The following is a 19,575-nucleotide window of genomic DNA, read 5'->3' on the forward strand; positions in this document are numbered from 1 at the left end:
ATATTCAGCCGGGATCCAACTCGCCTGTCCAGCGATCTCGTCCCCTCCAGAAGGAACACCTTGGGCAAGGCTCGCCCATCGGATAATCAACGCCTTCTTCGTGCGGACATCCAATGATTCCGTCCACCATCGCCACCGAGTGCACGGAGCTTTGACGCAGATGCGCAGCGATCTCCGAGAGAATTATCGGATCGGTTCGCACGTCGCCGGTTTCCGAAAACCAGCGACGCAGATCGGGCTCAGCTCCTTCATACCGGATCACCGACACCGCAACCTTCGAGGCCCGTTGATTGTCGGGACCATAGAAGGCAAGCGTACCGACCGGATAGCCACGCATCCCTTGCTTGGCTTTTTTGTGCAGCCATTTCGCGGGCTGCGGTCCGATCTTCATCGCCATCACTGGATACTTTACTGCTCGCGCTCACAGATTGATGGAGGTCGGGCGCTAATTGGCGGAGAGGGAGGGACTCTCCCCCGCCGGTGCGAAAACACCCGGTAAATACAAGTTTATCTGTGTTTTTGGGCGTTCCTTGAGCCGTCGGTTCTACACCGAGGGTCTACACTACTATGGGAACGACGAAAATGCCGACCCCTTTCCGGCCCAAGAAGGCCAGCGGCAAGGAGCAGAACGTCTACTGGATCCGAAAGAAGGTACCGGCGCGCTACCGCGCTCTGGTCGGCCAGACCGAGGTCTGGAAGTCGCTGAAAACTACGGACCGCCGGACGGCCAACGCCCGGATCGTGGCCGTCTCGGAGGACCTGGAACGCGAATGGGCGCGCCTCGCTCTTGAGGCCAAGCGGGGCCCAGACGGTCGGGGCCCGGTGGCGCCCCTGACCCATCAGGACCTGTTCGCGATCCAGCGCGAGACCCACATCCGGATCCGCGACGCCCACATCGCCGAGCCCGGCACGGGATTCGGCGCACTGAGGTGGCTCGCACTCACGGAGAACCAGGATGATCCGGGAGCCGAAGAGGCGCTCGACCAATGGGCGCGCGAGGTCCTGACCCGCGAACTCGGAGAGCCGCCCGCGGAGGCGCAGGTCGAAAAGCTGAAGCCTCTTCTCGCCGAAGCGAGGAAGGGGGCCTACGGCGACGTCTTCCGCGCCTCGACCGGCGACTTCGAGGAGAACAAGAAACTCGGCAAACTGCCCAAGGAGCGGACGAAGCCCAAGGTCGACATCATGGAGGCCTTCGAGCTCTACTGCAGCCAGCCTCGGATCAAGGGCGGCCTCGACGGGCCGACCGCCAAGCGCTGGCGGCCGGTAATCGAACGTTTCGTCGAATGGATCAAGCACCGAGACCTCGCGCGGGTGACGCCGCAGGACGCGGTCCGTTGGCGCGACTACATGATCTCCCAGGGCATCGCTTCCAAGGCCGTCCGCGACGTCTGGCTGGCGGCGCCCCGGTCGGTGGCCACCCACATGCTCAACGCGCTGCGGCTCGAGGTCAATCCGTTTGCCGGGATCAAGGTCGAGGGCGTCAAGGCCTGGAAGGAGGACGACGAGCGAGGTTTCGATCCGGAGCAGGCGCTGAAGATCCTGTCGGCGACCGTAGCGACGCCGTCGCACTTGATGTCCGCCGAGATGAGGGCGGCCAGACGTTGGGTGCCCTGGGTCTGCGCCTATACAGGCGCGCGCGTCAACGAGATCACTTCGCTCCTGCCGTCGGACGTTCAGCCCATCCTCGGCCATTGGTGCTTCGTGCTTAGACCCGAGATCACGAAAGGCAAGCGGCTGCGCCGCGTGCCGGTCCACAAGCATCTGCGCGATCAGGAATTCTTGGTCTACGTCGAACAGCGCCGCAAGCTGGGCAAACCGCTGTTCTACGATCCAGTCCGCGCCCGCGGCGGAAAGGGGGCCAATCCCCAATGGCAAAAGGTCGCCGAACGGCTGGGAGAATGGGTGCGCGATACGCTCAAGATCACCGACGTGCAGCCCAACCACGGTTGGCGTCATCTCTGGCGTGAGATTGTGCGCGGCACGAAGATGAAACCCGAGTTGTGCGACTACATGTGCGGCCATGAAAGCAAGAGCGGGACTGGGGCGCGGTACGGCAAACGAAAGGTGCCGGTGCTCGCGAAGGAGCTGGCTCTCTTCCCGAGATTCAAGGTCCCAGCCTTGAATCGGCCGCCGGCGCCTCTCAAGCGGACGCGACGCTCGCCGCAGCAGATCGCCGCGGACAAGGCCGAAAGAGCGGCTCGGCGCGCGGCCGCCTGAAGGCCCAGCGACTAGGCATGCTTGGCGAGATCGAGACGCAGCCGCTCTACGTCCGCCTTCGCGGCGCGAGACGGTTCGTGCTAATTATCAGCGGACCGAGACAGCGACGGCCCGCCTTGACAGCCACGACCATTGCCGACCCGCAATCCTTCATCCGAGCCAACACCCGGCTGCGGTCGGTGCCCCTGGTGCCGGAAATCGCGGTCTTCCTCGCCGATGAATCAGTGCCGCTCTGGCAGAAGACCGAGAACGAGCTGAACGAGGCCGGCCTTCCCCCGCCCTTCTGGGCCTTTGCCTGGGCGGGCGGCCAAGCGCTGGCTCGCTACGTACTCGATCATCCTGATACCGTGCGGGACCGGCGCGTGCTCGACATCGCTTCCGGCTCCGGACTCGTCGGCATCGCGGCGATGAAGGCTGGCGCGGTCGGGGTGACCGTGTCCGACATCGACGCCTTCGCGATCGCGGCGGCGGAACTCAATGCGGAGGTCAATCAGGTCCACCTCACGTCGTGCGGCGAGGACGTGCTCGACACTCAACCAAGCGGCCGATGGCAGACCATCCTCGCGGGCGACATTTTCTATGAGCAGGACACCGCGGCGCGTGCCTTCGCATTTCTGGCCGACCATGCGCGCGCCGGCGCGACCATCTTGATCGGCGACCCTGGGCGCTCTTTCCTTCCGAAGACAAAACTTGTCCGACTCGCCGACTATCGCGTACCGGTGACCCGCGACCTAGAAGACGCGGAGATCAAGCATACGGCTGTTTGGACCATCTCGCCGGATTACCTGTAAGGATGCGTTGCATGACGTTAGCGGTTTCCGAGCGGCTCGACGAAATCAACTTGGATCAATTCTCAACGACTGAACATGCGCTTTATCGCGCACTGCGGCGGAGAGAGTGGGACTCTCTTCCCCTATGCCCCCAAATGCGCGAATTCCGCCGAAAAACAAGGATTCCCGAAAAGCCGGCCGGTGTTTTGCGACCACCGCTGTGTACCACCTGTTCGGCTGATTCGGCCGGCAATCTCGGCCGATTTCGAGGCGTGCTGTGAGAATCTATTTTGGACCTGGGCAGCGGAAGCGGAGCGCGTTTGGGTCAAGGGCTGCCCTGAGTAACAGCACGACCTTGTCAGCTCACCTGTTGAAAGGAGACCTCAAAGCGCGCCCGGCGGAGGTCAGGCAAGAGCCAGAAGGAGACCCCTGCTCGTAAGTAAGCAAGCAACGAAGGTCCTGGCCATCTCATTGCTCGCGAGCGCCGGCCTTCCTCAGTCCTTCGACGATGTCGTCGTACTCACGACGAAACTGCGGATTGCTCGAACGTGCGTAGCCGATTTGCTGAAACCATCGGATCGTGAAGTCCGGTCGGATTGCATTCAATTCGACCAACACTTGCTGGGCCATTTCCAATTGGCCAGTGGCTCCATAAGCTGAAATCAGATCTACATACGGAAACCAGTCCAATTTACTCAAGTTGATGGAGCGCTTACATTCCTCGATGCCTTCCGCGTATTGACGCAGATGGACATGAGCATGACAGAGGAAGTAGTGCCAAGTGCCAGCGGCCGGATCTTTGGGGCTTAGGCGCAAGGCGATCTGAATCGGAGGAAACGCTTCGCGCGCGCGACCCGCCGTAACAAGTACGATCCCCTTGGATGCATATGCGACGGGCGAATTAGGGTCGATTTCCAAAGCTGCGTCATACTCAGGCAAAGCTTCCTCAGGATTTCCATAATTCAAAATGTTTCCCTTGGCTACGTGCGCGCTTGCGGTCGCCGGGCGCTTTGCGAGAACTTGATCAATTAGCTTCAGCGCCGTTCTTTTGTCCTCAACCACGGATGTCGACCATCCGTAGATCACGCCCTCGGCTATGCACAACGCCTTCCCGATCATTGCATCGGTGTTGTCTGGATCGAGGCGCAGTGCGCTATCGAACAAGTCGTTTGCCTGTGCATTCGTAAACTTGGTCCGGGGGCCATAGCGCTTCGCCCAGCCGCGCATGCTGAAATCCACAGCATCTGGATTGGTTGGCCTGTCCATTTGGCTGCGCCGGCTTTCGGCCTGGATGAGTTCGACGTTGAGAGAGCGAGCGAGGCGCGCCGTGACCTGCTCCTGCAAGGCCGCAAGATTTGTCCGATCGCCGTCAAAGCGGTCAGACCAGACGTCACGACCAGTCGACAGTTCGGCAAGTGACACGTTCATCCGGACCCGATCTCCGGCCCGTTGCACCGCGCCCTGTACCGCCCATCGGATACCGAGATCCTTGCCGAGCGTCTTGAGATCGACCTGCTTATTCTTATAGGTGAAAGCCGTCCCGCGCCCGATGACGAATGTATCGGGCATTTGCGCGAGGTCTGTTGTTAGATCGGTCGTAATGCCGTCGGCAAAATAGTCCTGCTCCGCATCGTTGTTGAGGTTTGCGAATGGCAGAACAACGAGAGACAAACGGGGAGCAACGTCGGGCCGTGCGGTAGCCTTCTTCTGCGTTTTTTGGCTTTCCGGAAACACGTCTGTGCGGAGCGTCTTCCAAACAGTCCAGTAGCCGACGAGCCCGCCCGCAATCGCTCCCACGGCAGCAATTGAAGCGAGCGCGCCGCCGATCAACTGCAATCGTGCCCGCAACCGAATCTTTAGATTGCGATCGGATGGCGGCTTCCGCTCCTCATCGAATGCCGCTTTGTCTGGCTGCTCATTATTGGATGGCGGCTTGCCCGGAGGGTCATTGGAGACTTCCAAGTTTGTCACCCTCGCCTCCCTGCACGGGCCACACGCCCGGACTGCAAACACTAGCAGAATGCACGGCTTCAGGTTGGTCAAGACTTCTGACTCATTCGCTTTTTTTTGCGAAGACTATGTTCGGTCTACGAGGTCCGATTACTGGGGCAGACCGGCTTTGTGAAAGCCCTCAATCATCAGCTTCGCATTAGTTGATAGCCGGCTCCGAGCGACCCACGCCGATATTGTGAAGGTGGGGTCCAAGTCAAGCACACCAGCTGCCGCCTCACGAGCTTCAGCGTCCCGTCCGAGATGTGCGAGAGCGGATGCGAGGCAGCGGTACGATCCTGGATAGGAAGAGTTCTGGCGCAGGGCTCTCTTCCCTGCAACGACGGCCTCGTCAAAGCGACGAAGCTCAATAAGGGCAAATCCCATCCCGGTTAAAACTGTGAACTGTTGCGGGTCCACCGGGCTCATTCGGATTGCGTGTTCAAAGCTCCGGATCGCTTCCTCCGGCTGCCCCACAACGCTGTAGACCCAACCTCTGCGTCTCCATATGTGAGATGAATTTGGGTTGAGCGCGACCGCCCGATCGGCAATCTCAATCTCAGCCTCACGATCGCCTACCAAAAAAGCCGAGATTGATGCAGCAGTTGCTAACGTGTCTGGATCATGATCGTCGAGGCTCAATGCCAAGCGCATAAGCCGAACGGCTTCACTGCGTTCGAATTGTGGATCAATCGCATAGCTTCTAAAGACGTTTTCCATATGACAGTCGCCTGCCAACGCCGCCGCAGCAGCAAACCCGGTGTCAAGCTCCAAAGCGTGCTGAACCAGTCGGAGTGCCTCGGCCAAACTCTCGCGGGTCGATCGGACGGCTTGCTGTATTGCCTGGAGATAAAGATGATACGCGGTGAGGTCTTCCGGTCGCCGCCGAGTCGCCAGTGTAATTTCTGCTCGAAACAACTTTGGCTGGATCGCTGAGACAATGGCGAGCGTGACTTCGTCCTGCAACGCGAAAACATCTCTCATGTCACGCTCGAACTTGTCCACCCAAATGTGTGCGCCTGTAGCCGCTTCAATCAATTGGCCCGTAATGCGAACTTTCCCCGACGCCTTTCGCACCGCTCCTTGAAGGACATAGCGCACCCCAAGCCTGCGCCCGACTTCCTTGACGTCGACGGCTTTGCCCTTGAACGTGAAACTAGAGTTTCGAGCGATCACGAACAACCATTTGAAACGAGAAAGAGCGGTGGTGATCTCCTCAACCATTCCATCCGCGAAGTACTCCTGCTCGGGATCGCCAGACATGTTCGCGAACGGCAGTACGGCGATGGAGGGCTTGTCGGGAACTGCAGGAGCGCTCTCGGGCTCATCGCCCGGATCTGGGTTCGCAACTTCTCCCGCCTCCCGGACCCGTCCGATGAAGCGGAAACCCTTGCGTGGTAGTGTTTTGATTAAGCGCTGTTCCTCGCCAGAATCGCCGATTGCGGCCCGGGCGGCATTCAGGCGGGTCGTCACCGCCGCGTCGGATACGCTACGCCCATTCCAAATGGCCTTGATGAGCTCGTCCTTGGTGACAACTCGCTCCCTGTTGCGGATCAGGTAATCGATCAAGTCAAATACCTGCGGCGCGACGGGCACGAACTCGCCCCCGCGACGCAGCTCGCGCCGGTCGGTGTGGAAGACGTACTCCTCGAACAGATAGCGCAACTGCCATCCTCCGCCGTGTCAGCCCCGCAGCGAAACAACGCCTCTCCCGCCAGTCGGAATGGAAGAGAATAAGCCGCTGATAAGGAAAATGTAAGCCGCTCGTAAAGCGCACCGGACCGCGCTTCGGCAGTCTAGCCGCCGAGAATACGTAGCGGAGGCGACGATGAGTGCGACCTACGACTCCAAGAGAATGCGACGGGCTGGTGCATTTGCACAACGGAGTGCTGGCCTACTTGTCTGCTCTGCGCTTGTCGTCGCCTGCGCCAACGCTGCTGAAGCCCAATGCTCGGCGCAGGATGTCCTGCGCAATCACCTGGCGCTTAAGGGGACTCCACCAGCCCGCGACACTCGGACTTCATTCAGCTCCGCCGCCGAGGTTCCTTTCTGGAAGAGGATTACTGTCGGGACGTTTAGGGATTTGGCCGCTCTTCGGGACGCGATGAGTGCACTGGGCTGCGGTGTTGGGAGCTCGGCCGACGAGATTCTCGGAAGGCCGACCTTTACCCTCAGCACGAAGAAGACAGAGGTCGAGCTTGTTGCCGTATCGCCAGCCGAACTTGGCTTTGCGGGCACAACGGCAACGCTGCGAAAAGTCTATGCGCGCGCGCAATTGCTGGGCCTTCTGCTTGCACCCGCCGAAGTCGCGCTGCAGCTAAGGCTTCAGTATCTGGATCAGCCGATCGGCGAATTCCTTATCATGGCCATGGAGCCGATCAGGACATGGGCTGGTGTACCGGTCATCCTAACAGTGGCCAATGGTGGGGCGGGTCTCATTCTGATCGGGCAGGACGGCGAAGACGGTTTGGACCTGCCGGTGAGGTCGCGTTTTGTTTTCGTTCGGCCCGGTACATCCGGGCCTTCCCAGGCAGCCGCATTCGCTCCATAGCCAGGGGTAAAACCGATTTTGTCGCTTCCGTCCTCCGCATATCGCAGAGCGAGACAGTAGATAGGCGCATAGCGCGCTTGCAGCATCGTAGAGAGGAACGAATGTCCGCGAGAATACATGCAGCGCTCATGCTTGGCCTGATTGTGTTGGCGAGACCGGTGCTCGCCCGTGATGACGGGCGCTACGCTAATTCGCCGCTGAAGCCATGGTTCGAGAGCTTGCACAGTGAGTTTGGGCAGTGCTGTACGAATGCCGATGGGTACATCGTCTTCGACGCCGATTGGGAATCCGACCGTGGCCATTACCGCGTCCGCATCGAAGGGAAGTGGGTCGTGGTTCCTGAGGGCGCCGTCCTAAACCAACCGAACCGCGCCGGTCCGACTATGGTATGGAAGCACTACATCGATGGCCATCCGCGCGTTCGCTGCTTCCTGCCCGGCAGCATGATCTGAGAACGTGCCTCAGAATTCGATGCGCTATTAGTTATCAGTGGTCGATCAGGTCAAACACCTGGGCGCAAGGATACTAGGTCGGCCCCGCGACGCAGCTCGCGTTGATCGGTGTCGAATTCGTACCCGCAAAACGATAGAGCAGCTGCCAATTCCCCCGGTTGTAGCAAAACCTAGAACGCAAAGAGTAAGCTGCTCTTAATGGAAATGTAAGCAGCACGTGAAGCGTTCCCGCCGGGTTTCTGGCATCCTCTCTTGGTGGAAACAACGGAGCGCTGCAATGAGCACGCTTTACCAGACGGGCTTAGCCCAGACGACCGTATCGGACCGACACTATTCCGGTGCCTTGAAGAGTTTGTGGGGCGCGTTTCAAGAGTGGCGGAAATGGGAGCGGCTGCGGGGTGATCTTTGGCGCCTTACCGACCGGGAAGTAGCAGATCTCGGAATTACGCTCTGCGAGATCGACTATGTCACGTCGAATCGAGATGCCCACTCGTGAGGCATTCGATCCGGATGATGTCGATGTCTACCGTTTGGACGATTGGAATTGGACAGCGCCAGCTGCCTCGTGACGCAGATGCTGACTGACTTCCGACCCGGTCAAAGGCTGCCCTCGGTAGCCAGCATTACTTTGATCGGTTCACCTCTCGGAAGCGGACGTGGAGCCGCTCAGAGCTAAGGCAGAGACGGGACACAATCGGACTGGGACCATTTAGCGGAGAGAGCACGAAGGTCTCTGCAGGTTAAAAGGCGATCATTATGTCCGGCGGCCCTCGCGACGAGAGGGGTTCCTTTTTTCTCGCCGCCGGTATTTCATCTGCACAGCGGAGAACGGGCATGCAGGGATCGCTGGGGGAAAAGATCGGTGAAGGCGCCTTCTCCGAAGCCTATGCTTGGGCGCCCGGTCAGGTCGTGAAACTATTCAAGGCCGGCGTCTCTCATCTGCTCGGCCGGCACGAGGTACGCATGATCCACGCTGTGCGGGCCGCCGGCGTCCCGGTGCCGGAGGTGTTCGGCGAGGTGACGCTGGACGGCCGCTTCGGCATCGTGCTGGAGCGCGTCGACGGACCGACCCTGTGGCATCTCTCGCGGATCGGCGCGGTGACGTTCGAACAGGCGGGCGCGATCCTCGCGGCTCTGGCCATGTCTGTTCACAAGACGTCCCTGGCGTCGGAGCTCCCCTCCATGCGCGAGTATATGGACAGCGAGTTGAGGCACGACGGCGGCAAGGTCCCGAAGCACATCGCCACCGACATCCTCGCCCTGATCGATCGCCTGCCGACCGGCGACGGGCTTTGCCATTGCGACCTTAGCCCCGGCAACGTGATGATGACGGCGGAAGGCCCAAAGCTCGTCGACTGGACCTTCGCGATGCGCGGGCCCGCCGCCTTCGATCTTGCGTTCTTGCATATCATCCTGTCCGAGCTCGCCCCGGAAATAGCCGACAATCCGGAGCGGCCGCGCGCGACCAATGCGGCGGCGCAATCCGAATATGCGCGATTGGCCGGCATGTCTCTCGCTGAGCTGACGGCGGCAATGGAGCCGTATTTGCCCATCGTCCGCACCTTCGTCGTCCTTGGCAACGTGGTGCCTGCGCTGCGGGAGCCACTGATCCAGCGCATCGAAGCGGGGCTGCGTTCGGAACACTGAACCGTCTTGTCGCGCGCGCGAGCCGAAGTGGCCTCGAAGCGACGCATCAGTGTCTTGTTTGGGATCACTGGCGGTCCTCGACATGCAGCTGGCTCGATGTCCTCAATGAATATCGAAGCCGAAGTTGACTGGCCTGACATTCGGCCCATCCCAGCCTTCGCTAGAATTCCGAGCCATTTTCCGCAAAGCTTAATATGCCTGAATCCCCAAGCCGGCAAACGCGGCTAGGATGGGGTTTTCCCTTTTGGGGGGAACCTCATGTTCGACACGGAAACTACCGCGCTTTTGCGCGCCTCGATGAAGTCTGCGAAAGCGTTTCGCACCGCGAGATTGGAGCCGGACTCACGTCGCTTCGAAAATCCTGGAGGCCGCCACCAGAGGCGAGGTTTCGCCCGATGGGCTCAGGCGGGTCGGCCACGACGCGCTGTCCCGTGCACCCACGATGTGGCGCTGATTGATCCGGAGGGGGCGTGAACTTCCAGGTGACGGTCCTCAAGATCCTGGTGAGCTATCCGGATGGCTTCGCCGTCATGGAGGACCTCAAACGCGACATGGCCATCCTGGCGACCAGCGGCCGCGTTGCTTCTCGCCTCGATCGCCCCGGTAGCCGCCGCCCCGCCAGCCAGCTGCGCCGGCAAGTTCGTCGGCCGATGGACCCACACTGGCGGCAACAACTCCACAGTGACGGCCGACGGCCGCGCGACGTGCGAAGACCACGCCTTCTGCGTCAAGGGTGAGCACACTTGGACCTGCGACGGCAACGTCTTCATCTACACCAATTCCGTCGGGACCTGGAACTACACATTGGCGCCCGACGGCCGGACGATGTCGGTAGGCACTGCCGTCGCGACCCGCTCGGGCCGGTACCGGCCAGTGCGCGGTCGCGCGATATCGGCGGCGCTTCGAACGTCGCCGCCGGCGTTTTCGGCGTCGACCGCACGCCGTCGGCCGCGCCGCCCGCAGCTGCAGCCGTGGCACCCGCGAAGCCCGCCGCCGGCCGCCCGGCTGCGGATCCCGCAGCGGAGGCCGACGCTAGGGAGGCGCGCAGATCCTTTCAGGCCGGCCTGGCTGCCGCCAAGCGCCGCGACTGGTCCGCAGCGGAAGGCGCTTTCTCCGTGGCGAGGGAGCGCTTCCGCAGCGCCAAGATGCCAAACGAGGCCCAGACCGCCGCGGACAACGCCACCGTGGCCGGAAACAACCGTCTCCGTCAGTCGGCGGCCAGGCTCAACGGGACGACCGGCCCGGCGCCAAAGGCGACTCCCTCGAACAGCGGCACGCACGCGAACAAGCGGTCGAAGGAGCAGTGCGAGCAGATCGAGAGATACATCATCGACAGACAGATCGAACAAATGAAATCGGGCAAGAATAGCAGCGCCGCCGCCGGCCGCGAGTTGGCTGGCGCACGCGGTCAACTGCGCAGGGAATGTCAGTGACCCCCTACCGAGGCGGGTATGTCAATCGGCGTTCCGCACGACGCAGGGAAGGCTGCCATGGCACTACTGTAGGAAGAATTCAGCCCAAGGGCTGATTTACAAGCCCGTCCGAACCGTCTGATAGTGGCCCCGCTGCTGACCTTCACGCGAACTCCGGCAGCGTCTGCTATCCCGCGTACACCGGATCAGCCCTGAAACAGGGCTGAAGTCGCAGTTTGACCCGCAGCAGACTCAATCAATATTGAAGCAAATTCTTAAAACGCCTGCGAACAGCCGGCTGCTAAAGGCCTAGCAGGAGATTCCTGGGGAATGGATCGCCGGGCGACTCATCGGCGATGTCGAATGACCGGCGCGCGCCGCTTGTTCCCGGACGAGGGCATACCAAGATGATCAGCCACTCTTCCCCGACGATTGTCCTTACGGTGTCCGCTGTCCTCCTCGGCTTTGTCGCCGCCGCACCTCGATTTTCCGTAGCGAGCGGCGGCACGCAGTCCCGTCCAAAGTATAGGCGCTACGCCGTCAGGCAGCAGGACCGCGCTGTAGGCCGGTAATTGCATGCCCTCTCTTTTCAGGTCCGCATGAAGCCCTCGCACTCGCCTTCCGCCCAAGCGAGAACCCTCTCCATCGCTTCGCCTTGTGCGTAACGGAGACACATCTTGGTTAACGTCGCCTGGACATTGATCTGCGACGCAATCTTCGGCGGAGCCGGCGAAGCCACGACGGAGAGTTTCTGATGTTTGTAGGGATTTGGGTAGTGATAAAGGGTGCCCTTGGGGGGCTCTGCTTCCGCCCAAATCTTCAACGTCGTGAACTTCTCGTAGGCTGGAAGATCATAGCCTCCACTTGCAACCACCATTCTCTCAATCGATGACGGCTGTGAGAGATGAACGAGGAGGCTCTTGGCGGCTTCCTTGTTTCTAGTAAATTTCCATATCGCCCAGAAGAAGGGCAGGTACGGCGCGAAGCGGCCTTTCGGACCCGCCGGGAAGCCGTGGGTCCAGCATTGCGCGGCGATCTGTGGAGCATCTCGCTTCGCCACCGCCCAGGCACTGGGCGCATTCATGATCAGCGCTCCTCGGCCGGAGATGAGCCATTTATTATTGGATGCATCGTCCCACGCTGCTACATCGGGAGGCAAAAGCCCGATCAACTTCCTGTAAAATTCCAGAGCTTGACGCACTTCGTCGGTCCTGACTGTGATCTTACCAAAGGCGTCGACCAGCTGTGCGCCGAATGAGTGGAAGAATGCGCCGGCAGCAGCGACGCTATCGATCGTCTCTCCCAATCCGATTCCAAAGGGAAATCCTCCCTTGTGACAGGCTTCTGCTGCTTTCAGGAAGGTTTCTGTTGTCCAATTGTCGGCTCTCGGTGCTCCTCCGGCCGGATACATGTCCTGCGCGTCAATGCCGGCATATTTTTTCATTAGGTCGATGCGAGAGCATGAAGCCTGGATTTGGCTACCAGCCGTGGCCGGAACGGCCATCCATCCGCCGTTCACTTGGCCGAGATACTGCACGACGCTGTTAACTTCGCCGTTCTGCTTGACGATCGGCTCCATGATATCGTTGACCGGCTCGAGCTGCTCGGCATGCGTGTGAGGCCGCCACGTCGACATCGCGAGAATGTCGTGGCCAGCTCTCGCTTGCGCTTCGGCGGCGATGGTCAGCAAGAGCTTGTTGCCCTGGGTTGTAATGTAATCGATCTGGACCTCGACTTTTTCCTTCGCAGCCCATTCCTTGATGAGATCGCCCGACGCCTTGTTGGCCTCAGGCACGAAATGATCCCAGAGACCTATCGATAGTTTGCCGGCGGCGTAAGCACTGCGCACATGAGGCGCCGCGAAGAAGGCAACAGATGACATGGCGGTCGCTGCCGCAAATTGTCGTCGCGATATTCTGCGTGACATTGTTTCCCTCCAAACGGAGAAATCGGCCTTGCGATGCCCTTAAATTATCCGAGATCAGCTGGCGACCTTCTCAAACTGGATAAGGCTGAACGCACCGACACTGGACGTTTTGGCAAAAACGAAGCCGGCAGACTCAATCAGAGTGCAGTATTCGGATTCCGTTCGTTCGACGCCGCCGGTTCCCCGCAACATATTGAGATCGCTCATAGCGCGCGAACGGTGTTCAGGGTCGGCCACGGCAACCTCCGGCATGATCCGTTCGACAATGATCAGCTTGCCGCCGGATGGAAGTGCATCCCGGCAATTGCGTAGGATGATCCTGCAACGATCGTCCTTCCAATTATGGATGATGCTCTTCAATAAGATTGTGTCGGCGCCGCATGGCACCGTTTCGAAGAAGTTGCCGGCGACGAAGCGGCAGCGATTTGCGATACCCAGACGGTCGAAATGTGCCCGTGCTGCTTCCTCGCAGCGTGCAAGGTCAAAGGCGATCCCTTCAAGACCGGGGTGGTGGCGCAGCACGCCGCCGAGCAGTTCGCCGGTGCCCCCACCCACATCAAGGACGACACGCGCGGTCGAGAAGTCGAAGGCCTCAACGATCCTAGGAGCCACAGTCCGCGTGAGATTAACCATCGCGGCGTTAAACCGAGCGATCCATTCCGGCGAATTGCCTGCCGCGGCATAGCGGTCGTCGCCTTCTCCCCAGAGCTGGGTCGCGCTTTTTCCGGTGCGAACCGAATCGATTAGTCCGCTCCAGGATTGCACGAGCATCTCGCCCTCAAACAGAGCCCAGTCCTTGAAAGATTGATCGGCGCTGCCGTCGAGCTGCCGCCCAAGATCGGTCAGGGAAAATCGGTCCCGGTCCACTTGCTTGCAGAGGCCGACGGTTGTCATGCCAACGAGTAGTCTGCGTAGCGCGCGCTCGTCCGTGGATACCAGCCCGGAGAGCTCGGCGGCCGATTTCGCATCTTCGCCGATGGCCTCGGCGAGATTGAGCTTCGCCGCCACATAGATCACCGCCGTGATGCGATGCGCCTGCACGAGATCATGAATAGATTCTGATTGGCTCATGTGTTCCCCCGATGGTTCCTAAAATCGAAACTTCCGCCGGTCCAATCTCCTAGATCAATCGGTCGGGACGAAGCCGGTTGCCTGTACGATCGCCTTCCACCGATCGGATTCGGATGTAATCAGTCGCGAAAAGTCTCCCATAGCGATCGCGTCGGGCTCGACCGCCAATTTTTCCATGCCGGACTTGACCTCATCGGTGCGTAGCGCCGCTTGGATGGCGGTATTGAGCTTTTCAACGATGTTGGCCGGTGTCTTCGCGGGAACGAAGAACCCATACCATGTGAGGTCCTCTAGCGACGGATAGCCGGCTTCCCCCACCGTCGGTACCGCGGGAACGAACGGGCTGCGGCGCGGGCCGGTGGTGGCCAAGGCCCGAATATCGCCGGATTGGACGAGGCCGAGCGAGCTGCCGACCGGCATGATCGCCGACGCGATCTCGCCTTTGAGCAAATCCTGAATCGCGCCATTGCCCTGATAGGGTACGTGAAGATAATCGAAGCCGGCAGTGCGCCCCAGCATCGCACCAAGGAAATGCAGAGTGGTCCCGGCACCCGGCGTGCCGTAGGTGGCCTGTTTCGGATTGGCGCGGCACCAAGCGACGAAATCTGTAAGGGTCTTCACTTCGCCTGGCACCTTCGGACCGATCGTCAGCAATGTCGGGGTCGAGGCAATGGTCGAGACCGGGGTGAAATCCTGCGGCTGGTATCTGAGCGACTTGTAGACGTGCGGAAAGAACATCATGAATCCAAGCGGCGCGAGCAGCATGACCGATCCGTCGGCGTCGGCCGTTTTCACCGCCTCCACCGCGACACGACCGCCTGCACCCGGCCGGGTCTCAACTACAATCGTTTCAGCATAATCTTTCATCTGGCCGGCAACGACCCTTGCCAGGGCGTCCTGCAGCCCGGGCGTGAAACCCGACAATATATGTGCGGTTCTTGGCAGCTGTTGTGCGGTGGCCTGCTGCGCAATGTTCGCGGCGGAGAACGCGACGCCAGCCGTCGCCACGGTCAACAAATCACGACGTGTGATCATCAACTGTCTCCTCACCGCGGTTTGATGCCTCGGCCCCCGCTCTACGTTTTCATGTACCACGGCGGGGATGGGGCTGGCTTGGTTTCCGGCTTACTTTTTCTTTACCGTCAGCTTATTCTTGCACTCGGGTGTAAGAACATCGATGTCGCAGTTACGGGGAAGTGGCGTGCGCTATTTCTTTGAAGATTTTTCATTCGATACCGATCGGCGCGAGCTACGTCTCGGGTCGGATGTAATCGCCATCGCGCCGCAAGTGTTCGACTTGCTCGGCTATTTGATCGACAATCGTGAGCGCGTCGTCAGCAAGGACGACCTCATACGCACCATCTGGGAAGGCCGCGCTGTCTCGGAAGTGGCTCTGACCACACGCCTGAATGCAGCGCGGAAGGCCGTTGGTGACTCCGGCGATGAGCAACGTCTCATCAAGACCCTTCCGCGCAAGGGCTTCCGTTTCGTCGGCACGGTACGTGAAATGCCCGATCCGGCGAGCGCGACCATCGCGAGCGGCTCGCCGAGACCTGCCTTCGCCGTCCCTGACAAACCCTCACTTGTTGTTCTGCCGTTCGCCAATCTGAGCCCTGATCCCGACCAGGAATATTTTGTCGACGGCGTGACTGAGAGCCTGACGACGGATTTATCACGCATGGCCGGCATTTTCGTGATCGGTCCCAACACTGCTTTCACCTACAAGGGAAAGCATGTTGATCTGAAGCAGGTGGGTCGCGAACTTGGCGTTCGTTATGTTCTTGAAGGTTCCGTGCAACTTGGTGGTGGCCGCATGCGCATCAACGTCCAGCTCATCGATGCCGAATCCGGCAATCATCTATGGGCTGAGCGATTCGACAAACCGATCGCCGATATTTTCGACATGCAAGATGAAATCGGTGCGCGCCTTGCGGGCCAGCTCGGAACGGAATTGGTCACTGCCGAGGCCCGCCGGGCGGCGCGGGCGCCACATCCCGATTCGATGGATCTGTATTTCCAGGGCATGGCCAGTGTGAACCGGGGAGGAGCTCCCGCCATCCTGTCACAAGCGCGCAAATTCTTCGAACGGGCCCTCTGCCTGGATGCCGGCAACGTTGAGGCCAAGGTTGGGATGGCATTCGTCGATGCCATGCGGGCCACGTCCATGATGACCAGCGACCGAACCGCGCGCCTGTTGGCGGTCGAGGCGTCCCTGGCCGAGATTCTGGCACACACGCCAGATCATGCGATGGCGCATTGCATCGTGGGTGTGACCCAGATTTTCTCCAAGCGCGCCGCCCAGGGTATCGCCGAATGCGAGCGCGCCTTGGCGCTGGATCGAAATCTGGCCGCCGCTCACGCGTGGATTGGACTTGGCAAGTGCTATCTCGGCCGGGCTGAGGAAACCGAAGCCTGCATCATGAATGCGTTTCGGCTGTCTCCTCGAGACAGCCGGGCGTCCAGCTGGATGAATACCGCGGGCGTCGCGCAGTCATATCTTGCCGCCGATGAAGCTGCGGTCAACTGGTTCAAGCGATCAATCGAGAACAACCGGAATGTCGCGGCATTCGTTCACTTCTATCTGGCGGCGGCGCTGGCGCATCTCGGGCGGATCGAGGAAGCGCAGGCGTCGTTGCAGGCGGGCCTCGTTCTCGACCCTGGTTTCAGCATCGCCGAATTCCACGCCAGTTCGCCCTCGGATCATCCGACCTGCCTCGCTCAGCGGGTGCGGATCGCCGATGGTTTGCGCAAGGCAGGACTTCCGCAAAAGTGAATGGGTGCCTGCGTCGCCGTCAGATGGATCGATCTGGCGAAGTCTGCTTGTGACCCGTGGCTTACGTTAGCCAAGAACCCGAGGGTGTCCGCTTCCGACGGCCGAGAGCAGACGTTTCCCCCTTGCAGGTGAAGATTCTGGACAAGTGGGAGGCAAGTATCCCTCCATTGAGGGCCGCCTTGTTTGACGGGCGCGATCGCTGCAGGTCCTAGGGGTAATCCTAGGAGAAGCGCTATGACGAATTCGAGGGCGGAGGTGATCACATCGGTCGAGCGGCGGCGCCGGTGGTCGCAAGACGAGAAGGAGCGGCTTGTTGCGGCGTCGCTCGAGCCCGGCGCCAATGTTTCCGAGGTAGCTCGCGTGGCCGGGCTTCATGTGAGCCAGCTGTTCAGGGGGCGCAAGGAGCTTTGCAGACACGGCGAAGCGAGCATAGCTCCGTTTGTTCCGGTCGAGATTGGGCCGTCTGCGTCACCGCAGGAGGTGGCCGAAGCGCCGTTGACGACGACGGCGCGTCGGCGGAAGAGCCAAGGCATCATCGAGATCGACCTTGGTAGTGGGCATCGCATCCGGGTCGATGGCGACGTTGATGGAGACGCGCTACGTCGCATTCTCGATGCTTTGGCCCGCCGATGATCCTGATTCCGACTGGCGCGCGAGTGTGGCTCGCGACAGGCTACACGGACATGCGCCGAGGCTTTCCGTCGTTGGCTCTCCAAGTGCAGGAGGTGCTGCGCAAGGACCCGCTCAGCGGTCATTTGTTCGTCTTCCGGGGGCGCCGCAGCGATCTTGTGAAGGTGATCTGGCACGATGGCCAGGGGGCATGCCTGTTCACCAAGAGGCTGGAGAGAGGAAAGTTTATATGGCCATCCGTTGCCGGTGAAGCTGTGACGATCTCGGCGGCGCAGATGAGCTATCTGTTGTCCGGAATCGATTGGCGCAACCCGCCGACCTGACAGCACGCATTTTGAATGGTGAGGAAGCTCATTGGACCCTCGATGACGCTGCAGGTTGGCAAGCTGACAACAATCATGCCATTTCGATCGTGAAGTTGCAGCTAGTCACCAACAAAGTTTTAAATTGCAGACCTCCAAGCATAAAACATTTGTGAGGTGGAATGTGGGGCTAAAATCCCCATAAAAAAATTAATACAGACAAATCAACTTGTTGATCAAACCCATTGGCGGAGAGAGTGGGACTCCCATCCCCGATGCCGCGATTGCGCAAAAACAGCCGAAAAACAAGGATTCCCGAAAAGCCCGGCCGAATTTTGTGACCACCGCTGTGTACCACCGCGACGGCCATTTCGGCCGTCAATCTCGGACGATTTCGAGACGCTTGAGGTCGCCGGACGCCCTGACCGTTGCTCTATCCGGACTTCCCGGCCTCTATGCGATCGAGACGTAGCCGGTGTCTATGGTCGGTAAGCAGGCGAGCGCCTCCCAGGACGGCCGCCAGCGTTCCCAGGCCGGTGCCACCGGCGATCAGGAACATGATCAGCAATTGATATTTGACCGCATCGACCGGCTCGACGCCGGCAAGGATCTGGCCGGTCATCATCCCGGGCAAAGAAACGAGGCCGATCGCCGCCATGCTGTTCACGATCGGCATGAACCCACTTCTCAAGGCGTCCCGTATGATCGGCAGCATTGCTTGGTGTCGGCCGCCGCCTAGCGCCAGACAAGCTTCTACGGCGGCCCGTTCGCGCACCAAGCTGTTCGTCAGCACGTCCAGGCCAAGGCTTATTCCGGTCATGGTGTTGCCCAGCATCATGCCCAGCAGAGGCAGCGCATAGCGCGGGTGATACCAAGGATCGGGGCGTAGCTCCGTGAGGAGCGCGAATATCGTGACGGTGCCGGCGGCGACTAGCGTGCATGTCGCTCCCAGACCGTACTTCCAGACCCCCCTCAGGCGTCGCTTCTGCCGCGCGACGATCTCCCGCGAGGCGAAGAGAACCATGACGAAGGCGGCGAGTGCGGTCCAGAGCGGCGAGACCGCGGCAAACAGGAACGTCAGCACGTATCCGACGAGGACGAGCTGAACCACCATCCGGACGGTCGCGATGGCCAGTTGCTTCTCGAGCTTGAGGCGGAGAACAAGAGAGAGGACGCCATCCATGACAACAAGGAGCGCGGGTAGGACCAGATCGCCGTACGAAAGCTGAATGTACGTCACGGCCGGCTTTCCTTGATGCCGCCGTCAGGGCCCATCGCGAAAATCCTTGATCCGACACGTCGCGCTTGAGCGTCATCGTGGGTGCTCCAGATGACGCTCGTTCCATGCGCGACACGTTCGGCAATCAATGCCTCGACGGTGGCGGCGGATGCAGAGTCGAGCGCCGAAGTCGGCTCATCCAGCAGCAGGACGCGCGACCGCAGCATCAGCCCCCGCACAAGCCCCAATCGCTGTCTCTCGCCCGTCGAAAGTCTCTGAACCGGCCAAGGTCCGCAGTCGCCCGGAAGGCCAAGACGCATGACCAGCGGTAGTGCATCATCCCAGGCCGTGAAGTGCTCCTGCACGATGTCGGACCACCAGCCGGGCTCGGCGGCGAGATAAGTCACTTGCTTTCGCCAGGCGGGCGCGAACACCGCCTCCCGCGGCGTTCCGTCAAGCTTGACCGCCCCTTCGTTGGGGTCGAGGTCCGCGATCGAGCGAAGCAGCAAGGTCTTCCCGACGCCGGATGGTCCCTGCAGGACGACGCATTCGCCGTCCTGCAGATCGAATGACACGGAGATGTGCAGGCGCTTGAGCCCGCTGACCGTCAGCATG

General features: G+C 60.4%; 19 protein-coding genes and 1 pseudogene. 12 read left to right on the forward strand and 8 right to left on the reverse strand.

Going from position 1 to position 19,575, the window contains the following annotated elements; genetic code table 11:
- Positions 1-4 precede the first annotated feature (4 nt).
- Positions 5-397, reverse strand: coding sequence for a hypothetical protein (locus XH81_RS11840; protein ID WP_240536464.1), 393 nt, complete (start codon positions 395-397; stop codon positions 5-7).
- A gap of 185 nt (positions 398-582) precedes the next feature.
- Here XH81_RS11840 and XH81_RS11845 point away from each other — a divergent pair, with 185 nt between their 5' ends.
- The 3 genes from XH81_RS11845 (at position 583) to XH81_RS11855 (ending at position 3,268) form a co-directional block, all read left to right on the forward strand.
- A complete protein-coding gene (locus XH81_RS11845) occupies positions 583-2,217 on the forward strand; it encodes a DUF6538 domain-containing protein (protein WP_157158086.1) in 1,635 nt (544 codons plus the stop codon).
- 116 nt (positions 2,218-2,333) lie between these two features.
- Positions 2,334-3,008, forward strand: a complete 675-nt coding sequence (locus XH81_RS11850; protein ID WP_271596222.1) for a class I SAM-dependent methyltransferase — start codon at positions 2,334-2,336, stop codon at positions 3,006-3,008.
- Positions 3,009-3,019: 11 nt separating this feature from the next.
- Positions 3,020-3,268: a hypothetical protein gene (locus XH81_RS11855; protein WP_157158085.1), complete on the forward strand. Its 249-nt coding sequence runs from the start codon at positions 3,020-3,022 to the stop codon at positions 3,266-3,268.
- Positions 3,269-3,455: 187 nt separating this feature from the next.
- Here XH81_RS11855 and XH81_RS11860 read toward each other — a convergent pair whose 3' ends face one another.
- Both XH81_RS11860 and XH81_RS11865 read right to left on the reverse strand, forming a co-directional pair.
- Positions 3,456-4,958 (reverse strand): tetratricopeptide repeat protein, encoded by a 1,503-nt coding sequence (locus tag XH81_RS11860; protein ID WP_038949360.1) that lies wholly within the window; start codon positions 4,956-4,958, stop codon positions 3,456-3,458.
- 129 nt (positions 4,959-5,087) lie between these two features.
- Positions 5,088-6,641 (reverse strand): winged helix-turn-helix domain-containing tetratricopeptide repeat protein, encoded by a 1,554-nt coding sequence (locus XH81_RS11865; protein WP_038949359.1) that lies wholly within the window; start codon positions 6,639-6,641, stop codon positions 5,088-5,090.
- A gap of 163 nt (positions 6,642-6,804) precedes the next feature.
- On the opposite strand from XH81_RS11865, the gene XH81_RS11870 reads away from it, so the two are divergent.
- From XH81_RS11870 to XH81_RS11895, 6 genes and pseudogenes are all read left to right on the forward strand, one after another.
- Positions 6,805-7,527 (forward strand): hypothetical protein, encoded by a 723-nt coding sequence (locus XH81_RS11870; protein ID WP_244429156.1) that lies wholly within the window; start codon positions 6,805-6,807, stop codon positions 7,525-7,527.
- Positions 7,528-7,655: 128 nt separating this feature from the next.
- Positions 7,656-7,979 carry a hypothetical protein gene (locus tag XH81_RS11875; protein ID WP_249162664.1) on the forward strand — a complete coding sequence of 108 codons (324 nt, stop codon included), beginning with the start codon at positions 7,656-7,658 and terminating at the stop codon, positions 7,977-7,979.
- A gap of 834 nt (positions 7,980-8,813) precedes the next feature.
- Entirely contained in the window at positions 8,814-9,626 is an 813-nt protein-coding gene (locus XH81_RS11880) for an aminoglycoside phosphotransferase family protein (protein ID WP_038949356.1), read from the forward strand.
- A gap of 258 nt (positions 9,627-9,884) precedes the next feature.
- Positions 9,885-10,080 (forward strand): annotated as a pseudogene (locus XH81_RS11885) (hypothetical protein).
- 16 nt (positions 10,081-10,096) lie between these two features.
- Positions 10,097-10,363, forward strand: a complete 267-nt coding sequence (locus XH81_RS11890) for a hypothetical protein (protein ID WP_083859335.1) — start codon at positions 10,097-10,099, stop codon at positions 10,361-10,363.
- Between the two features lie 6 nt (positions 10,364-10,369).
- On the forward strand, positions 10,370-11,059 hold the full coding sequence (locus XH81_RS11895; RefSeq protein ID WP_157158084.1) for a hypothetical protein: 690 nt from the start codon (positions 10,370-10,372) through the stop codon (positions 11,057-11,059).
- A 568-nt stretch (positions 11,060-11,627) separates the two neighbouring features.
- On the opposite strand, the gene XH81_RS11900 is transcribed toward XH81_RS11895, so the two are convergent.
- The 3 genes from XH81_RS11900 to XH81_RS11910 are packed head-to-tail and all read right to left on the reverse strand — an operon-like array spanning position 11,628 to position 15,071.
- Complete coding sequence (locus XH81_RS11900) at positions 11,628-12,965, reverse strand: ABC transporter substrate-binding protein (RefSeq protein ID WP_271596199.1); 1,338 nt, start codon at positions 12,963-12,965, stop codon at positions 11,628-11,630.
- A gap of 54 nt (positions 12,966-13,019) precedes the next feature.
- Positions 13,020-14,036: a methyltransferase gene (locus tag XH81_RS11905; protein WP_038949351.1), complete on the reverse strand. Its 1,017-nt coding sequence runs from the start codon at positions 14,034-14,036 to the stop codon at positions 13,020-13,022.
- A gap of 54 nt (positions 14,037-14,090) precedes the next feature.
- Complete coding sequence (locus XH81_RS11910) at positions 14,091-15,071, reverse strand: Bug family tripartite tricarboxylate transporter substrate binding protein (RefSeq protein WP_038949349.1); 981 nt, start codon at positions 15,069-15,071, stop codon at positions 14,091-14,093.
- A 166-nt stretch (positions 15,072-15,237) separates the two neighbouring features.
- On the opposite strand from XH81_RS11910, the gene XH81_RS11915 reads away from it, so the two are divergent.
- The 3 genes from XH81_RS11915 (at position 15,238) to tnpB (ending at position 17,762) form a co-directional block, all read left to right on the forward strand.
- Complete coding sequence (locus XH81_RS11915; protein ID WP_038949348.1) at positions 15,238-16,809, forward strand: winged helix-turn-helix domain-containing tetratricopeptide repeat protein; 1,572 nt, start codon at positions 15,238-15,240, stop codon at positions 16,807-16,809.
- Between the two features lie 234 nt (positions 16,810-17,043).
- Positions 17,044-17,442, forward strand: coding sequence for an IS66-like element accessory protein TnpA (tnpA, locus tag XH81_RS11920; protein ID WP_038949347.1), 399 nt, complete (start codon positions 17,044-17,046; stop codon positions 17,440-17,442).
- Positions 17,439-17,762 (forward strand): IS66 family insertion sequence element accessory protein TnpB, encoded by a 324-nt coding sequence (gene tnpB / locus XH81_RS11925; protein WP_038949345.1) that lies wholly within the window; start codon positions 17,439-17,441, stop codon positions 17,760-17,762. Before tnpA ends, tnpB begins: the two co-directional genes overlap by 4 nt.
- Before the next feature lie 412 nt (positions 17,763-18,174).
- Here tnpB and XH81_RS11930 read toward each other — a convergent pair whose 3' ends face one another.
- Together XH81_RS11930 and XH81_RS11935 are read right to left on the reverse strand one after the other, a co-directional pair.
- A complete protein-coding gene (locus XH81_RS11930) occupies positions 18,175-18,981 on the reverse strand; it encodes an ABC transporter permease (RefSeq protein ID WP_038949344.1) in 807 nt (268 codons plus the stop codon).
- Complete coding sequence (locus XH81_RS11935) at positions 18,978-19,574, reverse strand: ABC transporter ATP-binding protein (RefSeq protein ID WP_038949343.1); 597 nt, start codon at positions 19,572-19,574, stop codon at positions 18,978-18,980. The genes XH81_RS11930 and XH81_RS11935 overlap by 4 nt, the downstream gene beginning before the upstream one ends.
- Between the last annotated feature and the right edge of the window lies 1 nt (position 19,575).

Source organism: Bradyrhizobium sp. CCBAU 25360 (genome assembly GCF_028128695.1).
In the GTDB taxonomy this organism is placed as follows: Bacteria; Pseudomonadota; Alphaproteobacteria; order Rhizobiales; family Xanthobacteraceae; genus Bradyrhizobium; species Bradyrhizobium ottawaense.